Origin of the sequence: [Pseudomonas] carboxydohydrogena (genome assembly GCF_029030725.1) — a bacterium.
GTDB lineage: Bacteria > Pseudomonadota > Alphaproteobacteria > Rhizobiales > Xanthobacteraceae > Afipia > Afipia carboxydohydrogena.
The window spans coordinates 28,118-43,288 of record NZ_CP113162.1; the positions used below are offsets into that span (position 1 = coordinate 28,118).

The window sequence follows — 15,171 nt, forward strand, 5'->3', positions numbered from 1 at the left end:
ATGGCCGCTGTCAGCGCCAACAAACTGGAACTGCTGCAAATCGCCGATGCCGTCGCACGCGAAAAGTCGATCGACCGTGGAATCGTGATCGCCGCGATGGAAGACGCCATCGCGAAAGCGGCGCGCGCCCGTTACGGTTCCGAAACCGACGTGCATGCGGAGATCGACGCCAAGAAGGGCGAGCTTCGCCTGTCGCGCCACATGCTGGTGGTGGAGACGGTCGAGAACGCCGCCAACCAGATCTCATTGAAGGACGCGCAGCGCGCCAATCCGACCGCGCAGATCGGCGACACCATCGCCGACACCCTGCCGCCGCTGGAATATGGCCGCATCGCCGCGCAGTCCGCCAAGCAGGTGATCGTGCAGAAGGTGCGCGAGGCCGAGCGCGACCGGCAGTATCAGGAATTCAAGGACCGCATCGGCGAGATCGTCAACGGCATCGTCAAGCGCGTCGAATACGGCAGCGTCATCGTCGATCTCGGACGAGGCGAAGCCATCGTGCGCCGCGATGAGATGCTGCCGCGCGAGGCGCTGCGCAACGGCGACCGCATCCGCGCTTACATCTTCGACGTGCGCCGCGAAACCCGTGGGCCCCAGATTTTCCTGTCGCGCACCCATCCGCAGTTCATGGCGAAGCTGTTCGCGCAGGAAGTGCCGGAAATCTACGACGGCATCGTCGAGATCAAGGCGGTCGCCCGCGATCCGGGTTCGCGCGCCAAGATCGGCGTGATTTCCCGCGATTCCTCGGTCGATCCGGTCGGCGCCTGCGTCGGCATGCGCGGCTCGCGCGTGCAGGCGGTGGTGAACGAACTGCAAGGCGAGAAGATCGACATCATTCCGTGGTCGCCCGACATCGCGACCTTCGTCGTCAACGCGCTGGCACCTGCGGAAGTCGCCAAGGTCGTCATCGACGAAGACCGCGAACGCATTGAAGTCGTGGTGCCGGATACCCAATTATCCCTTGCGATCGGCCGTCGCGGCCAGAACGTGCGCCTCGCATCGCAACTCACGGGCTGGGACATCGACATCCTGACCGAGCAGGAAGAATCGGAACGCCGCCAGGCGGACTTCGAGAATTCCACGCGCGTGTTCATGGAAGCCCTCAACGTCGACGAAGTGGTCGGCCAGTTGCTGGCCTCCGAAGGCTTCTCCTCGGTCGAGGAACTCGCTCTGGTCGATGTGCGCGAACTCGCGGGCATCGAGGGCTTCGACGAGGAAACCGCCAACGAATTGCAGAGCCGCGCGCGTGAATATCTCGAACAGCTCGACGCCGAGCTGGAAGCGAAGCGCAAGGAACTCGGCGTCGATGACGCCCTCAAGGACATTCCGGGCGTCACCGGCAAGATGCTGGTGAAGCTCGGCGAGAACGACGTCAAGACGGTCGAGGATCTCGCCGGCTGCGCCACCGACGATCTGGTCGGCTGGGTGGAGCGCAAGGACGGCGAGACCGTCAAGCATGCGGGCTTCCTCGATGCGAGCGAAACATCGCGCGACGAGGCGGAGGCGATCATCATGCAGGCGCGCCTCGCGGCTGGCTGGATCACCGAAGCCGATCTCGCCAAGTCTTCCAGTGACCTGCCTGCGGAAGCGGAAGAAGCCGCGTCCGAAGATCATCCGGCGTAAAGGACATGCCCATCGATGTTTGCCACCTCCGAGACAACGGACCTCGATCGCGGTCCCCGGGCCAGGCCCGGGAGCGCGCGGACGTGCGCCGTCTCGCGGCAGGTGAAGGACACCGATGATCTGATCCGTTTCGTGCTCTCGCCCACGGGCGAGGTGGTCCCGGACGTGCGGCGCAAGCTGCCGGGCCGGGGGCTGTGGGTGTCGCTGTCGCGGGCCATGGTCGGTGAAGCGGCGAAACGCGGCCTGTTCGCCAAGGCGTTCAGGCGCGTCGTCACGCTGCCGCCGGACCTCGCGGCGCTGACCGATACCCTGCTGGCGCGCGGCGCGCTCGATGCGCTCGCGATGGTGGGCAAGGCAGGCGAAATCGTCTGCGGTTACGGCAAGGTCGAGGATGCGATCGCGGCCGGAGCGGCCGTGGCCCTGATCCACGCCAGCGACGGCGCGGACGACGGAATTCGCAAACTCGCCGCCAAATCGGCCGCCGCCGCGGGGAAAAACCCGCAAATGGCCGATTCACCAAGGATTCAGGGCTTCACAACCGACGAATTGGATTTGGCCCTTGGGCGCTCAAATGTGGTACATGCAGCCCTGCTTTCAGGGCCTGCGACGAAAACCTTCCTGTCCCGCTGGCGAACCCTCGACCGTTTTCGCAACGCGGACGGCACGGGAGACGGCAAGACGGATGGCAACTAACGGGCCGCGTCGCGGCGCACCGAACGAGATTGGACTGTTGAATGGCTGATACGAAAAACCCTGGCGACAAGCCGCTGAGCGTCGGTTCGAAAACTCTGTCGCTGAAACCGCGCACGGAGACCGGCGTGGTGCGCCAGAGCTTCAGCCACGGCCGCAGCAAATCGGTGGTGGTCGAGAAGAAAACCAAGCGCCGCCTCGCGGGCGATGCCGCACCGGCCCCTGTCGCCGAGGCTCCTGCCGCGCCGAAGGCCCCTCCCGCCGCACCACGCGCGCCCGCGCCGAAGGCTCCCGCCCGTCCCTCCGGGATGGTTCTGCGCACCCTGACCGATGACGAGCAAAGCGCGCGCGCTCACGCGCTCGCCGATGCACGCGTGCGCGAGGAAGAAGAACGCCGCGCCGCGGAAGCGGAAGCCGCGCGCCGTAACACCAAGGAATACAAGGAGCAGCAGGAACGCGAGGCTGCCGAAGCCCGCCGCAAGGCCGAGGAAGAGCGCCATCGCGTCGAGGCCGAGGCCAAGGCCAAGGCCGAGCGCGAAGCCAAGAAGCGGTTCGGCGAAGCCGAGGCCAAGCCGGCTACGGCCACGGCTGCGGCGCCAGCCGCACGCGCCGGTGCACCGGCCGCGCGCGCCCCTGTCGCCGCCGACGGCTCCGATGAAGACGAGGCGCCGCGCGTCCGTCGCGGACCCGGCGGTGCGATCCGCGCCGTCACGCCACCGAAAACCACGCAGAAGCCCGGCCCCGCCAAGCAGCGCGGCCGCCTGACGCTGACCACCGCTTTGAATGCCGACGACGTGCGCGAGCGTTCGATCGCCTCGTTCCGCCGCCGCACCCAGCGCCTGACCAAGGGCCATCAGTCGAACGAGCCGAAGGAAAAGCTGGTTCGCGAAGTCATCATTCCTGAAGCGATCACGTTGCAGGAACTGGCGAACCGCATGGCGGAGCGCTCGGTCGATCTCGTCAAGCTGCTGATGAAGCAGGGTCAGCTCGTCAAGATCACCGACACCATCGACGCCGATACCGCGCAGCTCATCGCCGAGGAAATGGGCCACACCGTCAAGCGCGTCGCCGCATCCGACGTGGAAGAAGGCCTGTTCGACGTCGCCGAGGACCGCGCTTCCGACACCACGCCGCGCGCGCCCGTCGTCACCGTCATGGGCCACGTCGACCACGGCAAGACCTCGCTGCTCGACGCGTTGCGTCAGGCCAACGTGGTGTCCGGCGAAGCCGGCGGCATCACCCAGCACATCGGCGCGTATCAGGTGACCTCGCCCGAGAGCGGCAAGAAGATCACCTTCATCGACACCCCCGGCCACGCCGCGTTCACCGCGATGCGCGCGCGCGGCGCCAAGGTCACCGACATCGTCATCCTCGTCGTTGCCGCCGACGACGGCGTGATGCCGCAGACCATCGAGGCCATCAATCACGCCAAGGCCGCCAAGGTTCCGATGATCGTGGCGATCAACAAGATCGACAAGCCGGATGCCAAGCCCGAGCGCGTGCGCACCGAATTGTTGCAGCACGAAGTCCAGGTCGAATCCTTCGGCGGCGAAGTTGTCGATGTCGAGGTCTCGGCCAAGAACAAGACCAATCTCGACAAGCTGCTCGAGATGATCGCGTTGCAGGCCGAACTGCTCGAACTCAAGACCAATCCGGATCGCCCGGCCGAAGGCACCGTGATCGAAGCCAAGCTCGATCGCGGCCGCGGCCCGGTCGCGACCGTGCTCGTGCAGCGCGGCACGCTGCGCGTCGGCGACATCATCGTCGCGGGCGCGGAAATGGGCCGCGTACGCGCCCTCATCAACGATCAGGGCCAGACCATTCAGGAAGCCGGGCCTTCGATGCCGGTCGAAGTCCTCGGCTTCAACGGCCCGCCGGAAGCCGGCGACCGCCTCGCGGTGGTCGAGAACGAAGCCCGCGCCCGTCAGGTCACCGAATATCGCGCCCACCAGAAGCGCGAGAAGTCGGCGGCGACCTCCGCAGGCATGCGCGGCTCGCTCGAACAGATGATGAGCCAGCTCAAGACCTCGGGCCGCAAGGACTTCCCACTGGTGGTGAAGGCCGACGTGCAGGGCTCGCTCGAAGCCATCATCGGCTCGCTCGACAAGCTCGGCACCGAGGAAGTCGCGGCGCGCATCCTGCATGCGGGCGTCGGCGGCATCTCGGAATCGGACGTCACGCTCGCGGAAGGTTTCAACGCCGCGATCATCGGCTTCTCCGTCCGCGCCAACAAGGAAGCGGCGGCGCTCGCCAAGCGCGACGGCATCGAGATCCGCTATTACAACATCATCTACGACCTCGTGGACGACGTGAAGAAGGCGATGTCCGGCCTGCTCGCGCCGACGCTGCGCGAAACCATGCTCGGCAACGCGCAAGTGCTGGAGGTCTTCCATATCTCCAAGGTCGGCAAGATCGCCGGTTGCCGCGTGACCGACGGCACCGTCGAGCGCGGCGCCAATGTCCGCCTGATCCGCGACAACGTCGTGATCCACGAGGGCAAGCTGTCGCAGCTCAAGCGCTTCAAGGACGACGCCAAGGAAGTCGTCGCCGGTCAGGAATGCGGCATGTCGTTCGAGAACTATCAGGACATGCGTCCTGGCGACGTGATCGAATGTTATCGCGTGGAGACCATTCAGCGCTCCCTGTAAGTCCAAACCTTACGGGCGCATTGAAATAAACGGGGCTGTCATTGCCGGGCTTGACCCGGCAATCCACCGCCTGAAAGCTATACTTAAACAGAGAAGATGGATGCCCGGGTCAAGCCCGGGCATGACGCTTCTCATATCAGGAATTCAACTCATGCCCCGTCACCAGCGCGGCAAATCTTCATCATCCGCACCGGGCGGCGGCTCGCAGCGCCAGTTGCGCGTCGGCGAACTGATCCGCCATGCCATCTCCGACATCCTTTCGCAGGGCGGCGTGCATGACGACACCCTGAGCGGCCACATCATCACCGTGCCCGAGGTGCGGATGTCGCCCGATCTCAAGCTCGCGACCGTCTATGTGATGCCGCTCGGAGGGCACGACACGGATGCGGTGATCGCAGCACTCGCGCACAACAAGAAATTTCTGCGCGGCGAGGTTGCGCATCGCGTTAACCTGAAATTCGCACCTGATCTTCGCTTCCGCACCGACGAGCGATTCGACGAAGCGGAACGGATCGAGAAATTATTGCGAACACCTGCGGTCCAGAAAGATCTCAACCACGATTCGGACGACACCTGATGACTGCAACACCCGCTCAGGGCACGCGCGAAGCGCCGCATGGCGATTCGCACGCGGCCTCTGAAAAAAATATTTCGCCGGATACGCCCGCCCCGGATCGCGCGGACGGCAATCGTCCGCGCCAGAAGAAGCAGCAGGTCAAGCGCGACCGCCGCGACGTTCACGGCTGGGTCATTCTCGACAAGCCGGTCGGCATGACCTCGACCCACGCGGTCGCGGTGCTCAAGCGCCTGTTCAACGCCAAACGCGTCGGCCACGCGGGCACGCTCGATCCGCTCGCATCCGGCGGACTGCCGATCGCGCTCGGTGAAGCCACCAAGACGGTCCCGTTCGTGATGGACGGCCGCAAGCGTTACCGCTTCACGGTGCGCTGGGGCGAGGAACGCGACACCGACGACGTCGAGGGCCGCCCGACCCAGACCTCGGACGCCCGCCCCTCCGCCGAGGCCATCCGGGCGCTGCTGCCCCAATTCACGGGCGTGATTTCGCAGACCCCGCCGCAGTTCTCGGCCATCAAAATCCAGGGCGAGCGCGCCTATGACCTCGCCCGCGACGGCGAAACCGTCGCGCTGCAGCCCCGCGAGGTCGAGATTCACGAATTAGTCCTTACAGAACAACCGGATACCGATCATTCGGTGTTCGAGACCGAATGCGGCAAGGGAACCTATGTCCGGGCGCTGGCCCGGGACATGGGCCGCCTTTTGGGCTGTTACGGCCATATTTCGGCGCTCCGGCGCACCCAGTGCGGCCCGTTCATCGAGGACGACATGATTCCGCTGGCGGAATTGGAGGCTTTGTGCGATAGAGCCGCGTCTGGCGAGGGCAGCCTCGCCGACGCGCTTTTGCCCGTTGAGACCGCGCTGGACGACATCCCGGCACTGGCCGTCACTCGGGCGGATGCCGCAAGGCTTGCAAGAGGCCAGGCGGTTTTGTTGCGCGGACGGGATGCGCCAATTCTAAACGGCACAGTCTATGTCACCGTCGGAGGAAGGCTTCTGGCCCTCGCCGAGATTGGCAATGGCGAACTCATCCCCAGGCGTGTGTTCAACCTCACCGGGCTCGTTGCGAACCCGGACCGCAGTTAAGGATATTGACGATGTCGATTACCGCAGAACGTAAAGCGGAAGTCATCAAGACCAATGCCAAGAAGGCCGGCGACACGGGTTCGCCGGAAGTTCAGGTTGCGATCCTCTCCGAGCGCATCGCCAACCTCACCGAGCATTTCAAGACCCACAGCAAGGACAACCATTCCCGCCGTGGCCTCCTGAAGCTCGTCTCCACGCGCCGTTCGCTTCTCGACTACGTCAAGAAGAAGGACGAGGCGCGTTACAAGGCGCTGCTTGAGAAGCACAACATCCGCCGCTAAAGCCGCGCTCCCGGCCGCCACCGGAGCGAACATCAATTCGCATCCGGCGACGGCCGACACTGTACGAACACGCAAAGCATGGCTTGCTTGCGTGAAGCCCAGCAGCAATCCGGCGGCTGGGTCTGACGGGCAAGATGCCCGCACCATCGGAAGGATGGCAGCCATCGTAAAATCCAGAAGCCATGGCAGGATCGCCGGACGCTGACGCATCGCGCTCAACGTCTCGCAATCTTGCGCATGGCTTTTGCATTTTCCCGGCCGCGCCTGATTTTCCGAAAACGATGAAAGAAAACTCGAATGTTTAATATCCATTCCGTCGAACTCGACTGGGGCGGACGTCCGCTCAAGCTGGAAACCGGCAAGGTCGCGCGTCAGGCCGACGGCGCCGTGATCGCCACCTATGGCGAGACCGTCGTCATCGCGACCGTCGTCTCCGCCAAGACGCCGAAGGACGGCATCGACTTCCTGCCGCTCACCGTCAACTATCAGGAAAAGACCTTCGCGGCGGGCCGCATTCCCGGCGGCTACTTCAAGCGCGAGGGCCGTCCCTCCGAGAAGGAAACGCTGGTCTCCCGCCTGATCGACCGTCCGATCCGCCCCTTGTTCATCAAGGGCTATCGCTGCGACACCCAGGTGATCGTCACCACGCTGTCGCACGACATGGAAAACGATCCGGACATCGTCGCGATGGTCGCCGCTTCCGCCGCGCTGACGCTCTCGGGCGTTCCGTTCCAGGGTCCGGTCGGCGCCGCGCGCGTCGCGTTCGTCAACAACGAGTTCATCCTGAACCCGACGCTTGACGAGATGGCCGACACCCAGCTCGACCTCGTCGTCGCCGGCACCGCCGACGCGGTGCTGATGGTCGAATCCGAGGCCAAGGAATTGCCGGAAGAAGTCATGCTCGGCGCCGTGATGTTCGGCCACAAGCACTTCCAGCCGGTCATCAAGGCGATCATCGACCTCGCCGAGAAGGCCGCCAAGGAGCCGCGCGAGATCGAGACCATCGACAACAGCGAAATCGACAAGGGCATGCGCGCGGTCGGCGAATCCGAGCTGCGCAAGGCCTATGCGATCCCGGTGAAGCAGGATCGCTATGCGGCGGTCGGCGCGGTGAAGAAGAAGGTCATGGACCACTTCTTCCCCGAGGGTCAGGAGCCGAAATTCGACAAGCTCCGCGTCGCCGGCGTGTTCAAGGAACTGGAAGCCGACGTCGTCCGCAACAACATCCTCGACACCGGCGTCCGCATCGACGGCCGCGACGTCAAGACCGTCCGTCCGATCGTGGCGGAAGTCGGCGTGCTGCCGCGCGCTCACGGCTCGGCGCTATTCACCCGCGGCGAAACCCAGGCGCTGGTCGTCACCACGCTCGGCACCGGCGAGGACGAGCAGTTCATCGACGCGCTCTCTGGCACGTACAAGGAGACGTTCCTGCTGCACTACAACTTCCCGCCCTTCTCGGTCGGTGAAACGGGCCGCATCGGCTCGCCGGGCCGCCGCGAAATCGGCCACGGCAAGCTCGCCTGGCGCGCGATCCATCCGGTCCTGCCGGCGCATCACGAGTTTCCGTACACGCTGCGCGTCGTCTCGGAGATCACCGAGTCGAACGGCTCCTCCTCGATGGCGACCGTCTGCGGATCGTCGCTGGCGCTGATGGATGCCGGCGTGCCGCTGAAGCGGCCGACCGCGGGCATCGCGATGGGCCTGATCCTCGAAGGCAAGCGCTTCGCGGTTCTCTCCGACATCCTTGGCGACGAGGATCATCTCGGCGACATGGACTTCAAGGTGGCGGGCACCGACAAGGGTGTCACCTCGTTGCAGATGGACATCAAGATCGCCGGCATCACCGAAGAGATCATGAAGATCGCGCTGACGCAGGCCAAGGACGGCCGCATGCACATCCTCGGCGAGATGGCCAAGGCCCTCACCGTCGCGCGTGCGGAGCTCGGCGAACATGCGCCGCGCATCGAGGTGTTGCAGATCCCGACCGACAAGATCCGAGACGTGATCGGCACCGGCGGCAAGATCATCCGCGAGATCGTCGAGAAGACCGGCGCCAAGATCAACATCGAGGACGACGGCACCGTGAAGGTCGCTTCCGCCAATGGCGAATCGATCCGCGCGGCGATCAAGTGGATCAAGTCGATCACCTCGGAGCCGGAAGTCGGCCACATCTACGACGGCACCATCGTCAAGGTGATGGAGTTCGGCGCGTTCGTGAACTTCTTCGGCCCCAAGGACGGCCTCGTTCACATCAGCCAGCTCGCGGCCAACCGCGTGCAGAAGACCTCCGACGTCGTCAAGGAAGGCGACAAGGTCAAGGTCAAGCTGCTCGGCCTCGACGATCGCGGCAAGGTCCGCCTGTCGATGAAGGCGGTCGATCAGACCACCGGCGAGGACCTCGAGGCCAAGCAGAAGGCCGAGAACGCCCCGGCCGCCGAGTAAGGCAAACGCTCCGGCAATCAAAAATTTGCGAAGAGGCGGCATTTTGCCGCCTCTTTTTTGTTGGGATACAGCAACGCCCGCAGCGGTGCTGGCGTAGCCTCACAAATCGCGCGACGATGGTCGCGCCGATCAATCAGGGAGACGTCCGCATGATCCGCCTTTCCCGCCGTCATTTGTTCACCAGTGCCGCCGGCCTCGCCGCCGCTGCCGCCCTGCCCCGCCTCGCCTTCGCCCAAGCCGCCCCTGCCCCCGCCGCGTCCGCTGCCGCCGAGGGGCCCTTCAAGCTGCCGCCGCTGCCATACGCGACCAACGTGCTGGAGCCGCATATCGATGCGAAGACCATGGAAATCCACCACGACAAGCATCACGGCGCCTACGTCGCCAACATGAACAATTTCGCCAAGACCGCGCCGCAGCTCGGCACCACGCCGATCGAAACCATCCTGTCCAACCTCGTCAACGTGCCGGACGCCATCCGCGTCGGCGTCCGCAACAATCTCGGCGGCCACGCCAACCACACGATGTTCTGGGAGATCATGGGCCCGAACGGCGGCGCGCCGGCGGGCGAGGTGCTGGAGGCGATCAACCGCGACTTCGGCGATCTCGACAAGATGAAGACGGCGTTCAATACCGCAGGTGCCGGCCAGTTCGGCTCCGGCTGGGTGTTCGTCACCGTCACCAAGGACGGCAAGCTCAGCATCGAGGCGCTGCCCAACCAGGATACGCCGCTGATGTACGGCAAGCGCGTGCTGCTCGGCAACGACGTCTGGGAGCACGCTTATTATCTGAACTATCAGAACCGCCGCCCCGATTATCTCAAGGCGTGGTGGAACGTGGTGAACTGGCAGAAGATCGGCGAACGCTACGCCGCAGCAAAAGCCGGGACGCTGACGCTCTGAAGCGTTACGCCGAATGACAAAAGGCGGCTGGTTTCAGCCGCCTTTTCTTTTGTCGCGGCGCGGCGCGAAACATTCCTTTACCAGATCGCTGAGAACCTGAAAGTCCTGCTTGCGCGGCGAGGTGCGGCGAAACACAAGGCCGATGCTGCGCCCCGGCTGCGGCTCCCTGAACCGCAATATCTTCACGCGCTCATCCCGCAATTCGACATCGGCGGCGATTTGCGGAATCAGCGTGATCCCATAGCCGCTCGCGACCATCTGCATCACCGTCGCAAGGCTGCTCGCGCCGAACGTCATGCCGCCCGCGTTGCGGCCGCCGGAAGCGGTGGCGCAAAACGCCAGCGCCTGATCGCGCAGACAATGGCCGTCCTCGAGCAGGATCAGGCGCTCCTGCTCGATGTCACCCGCCACGACGCGCTTTGTTTCGTCGCGCGGATCGTTCGCCGGCACCGCGAGCAGAAAGGGGTCATCGAACAGGGCCATGCTGTCGATGTCGTTCTCCTGCACCGGCAACGCCAGCATGGCGGCATCGAGCGCCCCGCTTTTCACCTCGTCCAGCATTTGCCGCGTCTGCGTCTCGCGCAACTCAAGTTGCAGGTCGGGAAAGCGCGCTTGCAGGAGCGGCAGGAATTTCGGCAGCGCGTAAGGCGCGAGCGAGGGAATCATGCCGAGCGTGAGCCGCCCCGCGAGCGGGCGCGCGCGATGGTGCGCGAAATCCACGAGGTCTCGCGCTTTCGCCAGCACGTCGTCAGCGCGCCTTGCGATTTCCCGTCCGGCATCGGTCAGCGTCACCGCGCCCGGACGGCGCTCCACCAGCGCCAGCCCCAGTTCCCCTTCGAGATCGCGGATCTGCATCGAGAGCGCGGGCTGCGTCACCGCGCACGCCTCCGCCGCGCGGCCAAAATGCTCATGCTGCGCCAGCGCGGCCAGATATCGCAGTTGTTTCAAGGTGATCATGCCGATCAGATTATCTTATCAGGAGCCAAAGGCAATTCGACTAGACCTAATATTGGAATAAATCCAAACTCCCGACATACAAACCCGTCAAATTGGCTGCCTGTCAAAGCGCGGAAATTGCGGCACGCACCGCAGCCGGACAGCGCGGCGGACAATCAAAATCACGAAGCACCCGGAGAGAATCCATGGACGCCAAAACCGACGACAAAAACGCGGGCAAATGCCCGGTGATGCACGGCAGGGGCCGCAGCAACCGCGACTGGTGGCCGGAGCATCTCGATCTCGGCATTCTGCACGGCCATACGCCCGCCGCCGACCCCATGGGCGAGAGCTTCGACTACATCAAGGAATTCGAGAGCCTCGATCTCGATGCCGTCATCAAGGACCTGCATGCCCTGATGACCGACAGCCAGGACTGGTGGCCGGCCGATTTCGGCCACTACGGCGGCCTGATGGTCCGCATGGCGTGGCACTCGGCGGGCACCTATCGCATCACCGACGGGCGCGGCGGCGCGGGTGCCGGACAGCAGCGCTTCGCACCGCTGAACTCGTGGCCGGACAATGTGCTGCTCGACCGGGCGCGCCGGCTGCTGTGGCCGATCAAGCAGAAATACGGCCGCAAGATCTCATGGGCCGATCTCATCGTCCTCACCGGCAACGTCGCGCTGGAGTCCATGGGCTTCAAGACCTTCGGATTTGCAGGCGGCCGCGCCGATGTGTGGGAGCCGGAAGAACTCTATTGGGGGCCGGAAGGCACATGGCTCGGCGATGAACGCTACAGCGGCGAACGCCAGCTGTCCGAGCCGCTCGCCGCCGTGCAGATGGGCCTGATCTACGTCAACCCGGAAGGCCCGAACGGCAAGCCCGACCCGATCGCGGCGGCCAGGGACATTCGCGAAACGTTCTTCCGCATGGCGATGAACGATGAGGAAACCGTCGCGCTGATCGCCGGCGGTCACACCTTCGGCAAGACCCATGGCGCGGGCGATGCATCGCTGGTCGGGCCTGCGCCGGAACTCGCGGCCCTCGAGGATCAGGGTCTTGGCTGGAAGAGCAAGCACGGCACCGGCAAGGGCGGCGATGCCATCGGCAGCGGCCTCGAAGTGACATGGACCCAGACGCCGACGAAGTGGGACAACAACTTCTTCGAGACCCTGTTCAAGTTCGAATGGGAGCTGACCAAGAGCCCGGCCGGGGCGCATCAGTGGCAGGCGAAGAACGCGCCCGCCATCACGCCGGATGCTCACGACAAGTCGAAGAAGCATGTCCCGACTATGCTCACCACCGACCTGTCGCTGCGCTTCGATCCGATCTACGAGAAGATCTCGCGGCGCTTCCTTGAGAATCCGGATCAGTTCGCAGACGCCTTCGCCCGCGCCTGGTTCAAGCTCACCCACCGCGACATGGGCCCGCGCGTGCGCTATCGCGGCAGACTGGTGCCGAAGGAAATCCTGATCTGGCAGGACCCGATTCCGGCCAACGACCGCGCGGCGCTCGGCGACAAGGATATCGCGGACCTGAAGGCGAAGATTCTCGCCTCCGGCCTCACCGTGCCGCAACTCGTCTCGACGGCATGGGCGTCCGCCTCGACCTTCCGCACCTCCGACAAGCGCGGCGGCGCCAATGGCGCGCGCATTCGCCTTGCCCCGCAGAAGGACTGGGAGGTCAACCAGCCGAAGCAACTCGCAACCGTGCTCGCCAGGCTGGAAGCGATCCAGAAGGAGAGCGGCAACAGGATCTCGCTCGCCGACCTGATCGTGCTGGCTGGTAATGCCGCTGTGGAGAAGGCGGCGAAAGATGCCGGCGTATCCGTCACCGTGCCGTTCGCGCCGGGCCGGATGGACGCCACGCAGGAGCAGACGGACGCTGCCTCCTTCGCGCCGCTCGAACCGCGCGCCGATGGTTTCCGCAATTATATCGGCAAGGCGCATCAGTTCATGCGTCCCGAGGAAGCTCTGGTGGACCGCGCGCAACTGCTGACGCTGACCGCGCCGGAGATGACGGCGCTGGTCGGCGGGCTGCGCGTGCTCGGCGCCAATTTCGGCGAGTCCAGACACGGCGTCTTCACCCACAAGCCCGGCACGCTGACCAACGACTTCTTCGTCAACCTGCTCGACATGGGCACCGAGTGGCAGCCCGCCGGCGACACCTATGAAGGCCGCGACCGTGCGACCAAGGCGGTGAAGTGGACCGCGACGCGCGTCGATCTCGTCTTCGGCGCACACTCGCAGCTTCGCGCGCTGGCGGAAGTCTATGGGAGCGCGGACGCCAGGGAGAAGTTCGTCAAGGACTTCGTCAAGGCATGGACCAAGGTGATGAACGCCGACCGCTTCGACCTTTCGGACAAGCCGAAGACGTTGCAGGCGGCCGAATAACATCGGCACCAGGCCGATCAAACACAAACCTCCGCGATTTTCGCGGAGGTTTTTTTATTCATAGCGTTTTCAAGCGAAGCGGGAACCGGTTCGCGTGAAGAAAACGCGTCAGAAAATTGGTCCTTCTCGCTCTTGCCCTTTTTTGATGGTTGCCTCAAAGCATTCGCGACATTCCGTTCCGGAGGCTCCCATCATGAAGCTCTACTGGTCACCGCGTTCGCGCTCGTTCACCACGCTCTGGCTGATGGAGGAAACCGGCGAGCCCTATGAGCGCGTGCTGACCGACATCTCCACCGGAGCGAACAAGACGCCGGAGTATCTCGCCATCAATCCGATGGGCAAGGTGCCTGCGCTGGCCGATGGCGATGCCGTGATGGCGGAGTCGGCCGCGATCTGTGCCTACGTCGCGGACCGCTATCCGCAATCAAAGCTCGCGCCACCCGTCGGCGATCCGCGCCGCGCCAAATATCTGCAATGGCTGTTCTTCGCGCCAAGCTGCATCGAGCCTGCGATCCTGCAAGCCTATCTCAAGCTCGAGATTCCATCCGTCAGCGCCGCATGGGGCAGCACCACGCAGACCTTCGATGTTCTCGATAACGCTCTGGAGAAAGGTCCGTGGCTGCTCGGCAACGACTTCACGGCCGCCGACGTCGCCATCGGCGCGGGCATGAACTATGCCATCCGCATGTTCAGGATGGTGCCGACGCGGCCGAACTTCGACCGCTATCTCGATGCCTGCGCCGCGCGGCCCGCGTTTCAGACCGCGGCGAAACTGACAGCCTAGTCTGCGCCGTTGTCGCTTTTCAGCGCATCGGGATGCGGCATCGAGATGATGTTGTAACCGGCATCGACGAAATGCGTCTCGCCGGTGACGCCGCCCGACAGGTCCGACAACAGGTACAGTGCGGTGCCGCCCAATTCATCGAGCGTGACGCCGCGTCCGAGCGGCGAATGCTTCTGCTGGAACGCGAACATCGCGCGCGAATCGCCGATCCCCGCGCCCGCCAGCGTGCGCACCGGCCCCGCCGAAATCGCGTTGACGCGAATCCCGTCGCGGCCGAAATCGGCGGCAAGATAACGGGTCGATGCCTCCAGCGCCGCCTTGGCGACGCCCATCACATTGTAATTCGGCATCACGCGGGTCGAGCCGCCGAAGGTCAGTGTCACCATCGCGCCGCCGTCCGTCATCAGCTTCGCGGCGCGCGCCGCCACCTCGGTGAAGGAGAAGCAGGAGATCACCATGGTGCGCGAGAAGTTCGCGCGCGTGGTGTCGACGTAGCGACCCTTCAATTCGTTCTTGTCGGAGAAGCCGATGGCGTGGACGACGAAATCCATCTTGCCCCATGCGCTCCTGATCGCATCGAACGTCGCATCGACGCTGGCGATATCCTCGACATCGCAGGGCAGAACGAGCTTGGCGCCAAGCGATTCCGCGAGCGGCTTCACTCGCTTGCCGAGTGCCTCGCCCTGATAGGTGAACGCAAGCTCCGCGCCGTGCGCGGCGAGCGTTTTCGCGATGCCCCAGGCAATCGAGTGATCGTTGGCGACGCCCATGATGAGCCCGCGCTTGCCTTGCATCAGTTTCGGCATCGAT

At 64.5% G+C, this 15,171-nt stretch carries 12 protein-coding genes; 10 read left to right on the forward strand and 2 right to left on the reverse strand.

The window, feature by feature from the left end:
- The 8 genes from nusA (at position 1) to AFIC_RS00165 (ending at position 10,245) form a co-directional block, all read left to right on the forward strand.
- Positions 1–1,623: a transcription termination factor NusA gene (nusA, locus tag AFIC_RS00130; protein WP_275247184.1), complete on the forward strand. Its 1,623-nt coding sequence runs from the start codon at positions 1–3 to the stop codon at positions 1,621–1,623.
- Between the two features lie 15 nt (positions 1,624–1,638).
- Positions 1,639–2,316 (forward strand): RNA-binding protein, encoded by a 678-nt coding sequence (locus tag AFIC_RS00135; RefSeq protein ID WP_275247185.1) that lies wholly within the window; start codon positions 1,639–1,641, stop codon positions 2,314–2,316.
- A gap of 41 nt (positions 2,317–2,357) precedes the next feature.
- The gene (gene infB, locus AFIC_RS00140; protein WP_275247186.1) at positions 2,358–4,961 is read left to right on the forward strand and encodes a translation initiation factor IF-2; all 2,604 of its coding nucleotides are present in this window, start codon (positions 2,358–2,360) and stop codon (positions 4,959–4,961) included.
- A 151-nt stretch (positions 4,962–5,112) separates the two neighbouring features.
- Positions 5,113–5,538 carry a 30S ribosome-binding factor RbfA gene (rbfA, locus tag AFIC_RS00145; RefSeq protein WP_275247187.1) on the forward strand — a complete coding sequence of 142 codons (426 nt, stop codon included), beginning with the start codon at positions 5,113–5,115 and terminating at the stop codon, positions 5,536–5,538.
- On the forward strand, positions 5,538–6,623 hold the full coding sequence (truB, locus tag AFIC_RS00150) for a tRNA pseudouridine(55) synthase TruB (RefSeq protein WP_275247188.1): 1,086 nt from the start codon (positions 5,538–5,540) through the stop codon (positions 6,621–6,623). Before rbfA ends, truB begins: the two co-directional genes overlap by 1 nt.
- Positions 6,624–6,634: 11 nt before the next feature.
- Positions 6,635–6,904, forward strand: coding sequence for a 30S ribosomal protein S15 (rpsO, locus tag AFIC_RS00155; RefSeq protein ID WP_009338792.1), 270 nt, complete (start codon positions 6,635–6,637; stop codon positions 6,902–6,904).
- Positions 6,905–7,201: 297 nt separating this feature from the next.
- Positions 7,202–9,346, forward strand: coding sequence for a polyribonucleotide nucleotidyltransferase (pnp, locus tag AFIC_RS00160; protein WP_275247189.1), 2,145 nt, complete (start codon positions 7,202–7,204; stop codon positions 9,344–9,346).
- 149 nt (positions 9,347–9,495) lie between these two features.
- Positions 9,496–10,245, forward strand: coding sequence for a superoxide dismutase (locus AFIC_RS00165; protein WP_275247190.1), 750 nt, complete (start codon positions 9,496–9,498; stop codon positions 10,243–10,245).
- Between the two features lie 33 nt (positions 10,246–10,278).
- Here AFIC_RS00165 and AFIC_RS00170 read toward each other — a convergent pair whose 3' ends face one another.
- Positions 10,279–11,202 carry a LysR substrate-binding domain-containing protein gene (locus AFIC_RS00170; RefSeq protein WP_275247191.1) on the reverse strand — a complete coding sequence of 308 codons (924 nt, stop codon included), beginning with the start codon at positions 11,200–11,202 and terminating at the stop codon, positions 10,279–10,281.
- 185 nt (positions 11,203–11,387) lie between these two features.
- Here AFIC_RS00170 and katG point away from each other — a divergent pair, with 185 nt between their 5' ends.
- Together katG and AFIC_RS00180 are read left to right on the forward strand one after the other, a co-directional pair.
- Positions 11,388–13,577, forward strand: coding sequence for a catalase/peroxidase HPI (gene katG / locus AFIC_RS00175; RefSeq protein ID WP_275247192.1), 2,190 nt, complete (start codon positions 11,388–11,390; stop codon positions 13,575–13,577).
- Positions 13,578–13,767: 190 nt separating this feature from the next.
- A complete protein-coding gene (locus AFIC_RS00180; protein WP_275248762.1) occupies positions 13,768–14,361 on the forward strand; it encodes a glutathione S-transferase family protein in 594 nt (197 codons plus the stop codon).
- Here AFIC_RS00180 and fabI read toward each other — a convergent pair.
- Positions 14,358–15,167, reverse strand: a complete 810-nt coding sequence (fabI, locus tag AFIC_RS00185) for an enoyl-ACP reductase FabI (protein WP_275247193.1) — start codon at positions 15,165–15,167, stop codon at positions 14,358–14,360. The genes AFIC_RS00180 and fabI overlap by 4 nt on opposite strands.
- Between the last annotated feature and the right edge of the window lie 4 nt (positions 15,168–15,171).

Coding starts and splice junctions, on each gene's coding strand:
- rpsO (WP_009338792.1), top strand. CDS start 6,635: ATGTCGATTACCGCAGAACGTAAAGCGGAAGTCATCAAGACCAATGCC.
- AFIC_RS00165 (WP_275247190.1), top strand. CDS start 9,496: ATGATCCGCCTTTCCCGCCGTCATTTGTTCACCAGTGCCGCCGGCCTC.
- pnp (WP_275247189.1), top strand. CDS start 7,202: ATGTTTAATATCCATTCCGTCGAACTCGACTGGGGCGGACGTCCGCTC.
- infB (WP_275247186.1), top strand. CDS start 2,358: ATGGCTGATACGAAAAACCCTGGCGACAAGCCGCTGAGCGTCGGTTCG.
- katG (WP_275247192.1), top strand. CDS start 11,388: ATGGACGCCAAAACCGACGACAAAAACGCGGGCAAATGCCCGGTGATG.
- truB (WP_275247188.1), top strand. CDS start 5,538: ATGACTGCAACACCCGCTCAGGGCACGCGCGAAGCGCCGCATGGCGAT.
- AFIC_RS00135 (WP_275247185.1), top strand. CDS start 1,639: ATGTTTGCCACCTCCGAGACAACGGACCTCGATCGCGGTCCCCGGGCC.
- fabI (WP_275247193.1), bottom strand. CDS start 15,167: ATGCCGAAACTGATGCAAGGCAAGCGCGGGCTCATCATGGGCGTCGCC.
- rbfA (WP_275247187.1), top strand. CDS start 5,113: ATGCCCCGTCACCAGCGCGGCAAATCTTCATCATCCGCACCGGGCGGC.
- nusA (WP_275247184.1), top strand. CDS start 1: ATGGCCGCTGTCAGCGCCAACAAACTGGAACTGCTGCAAATCGCCGAT.
- AFIC_RS00170 (WP_275247191.1), bottom strand. CDS start 11,202: ATGATCACCTTGAAACAACTGCGATATCTGGCCGCGCTGGCGCAGCAT.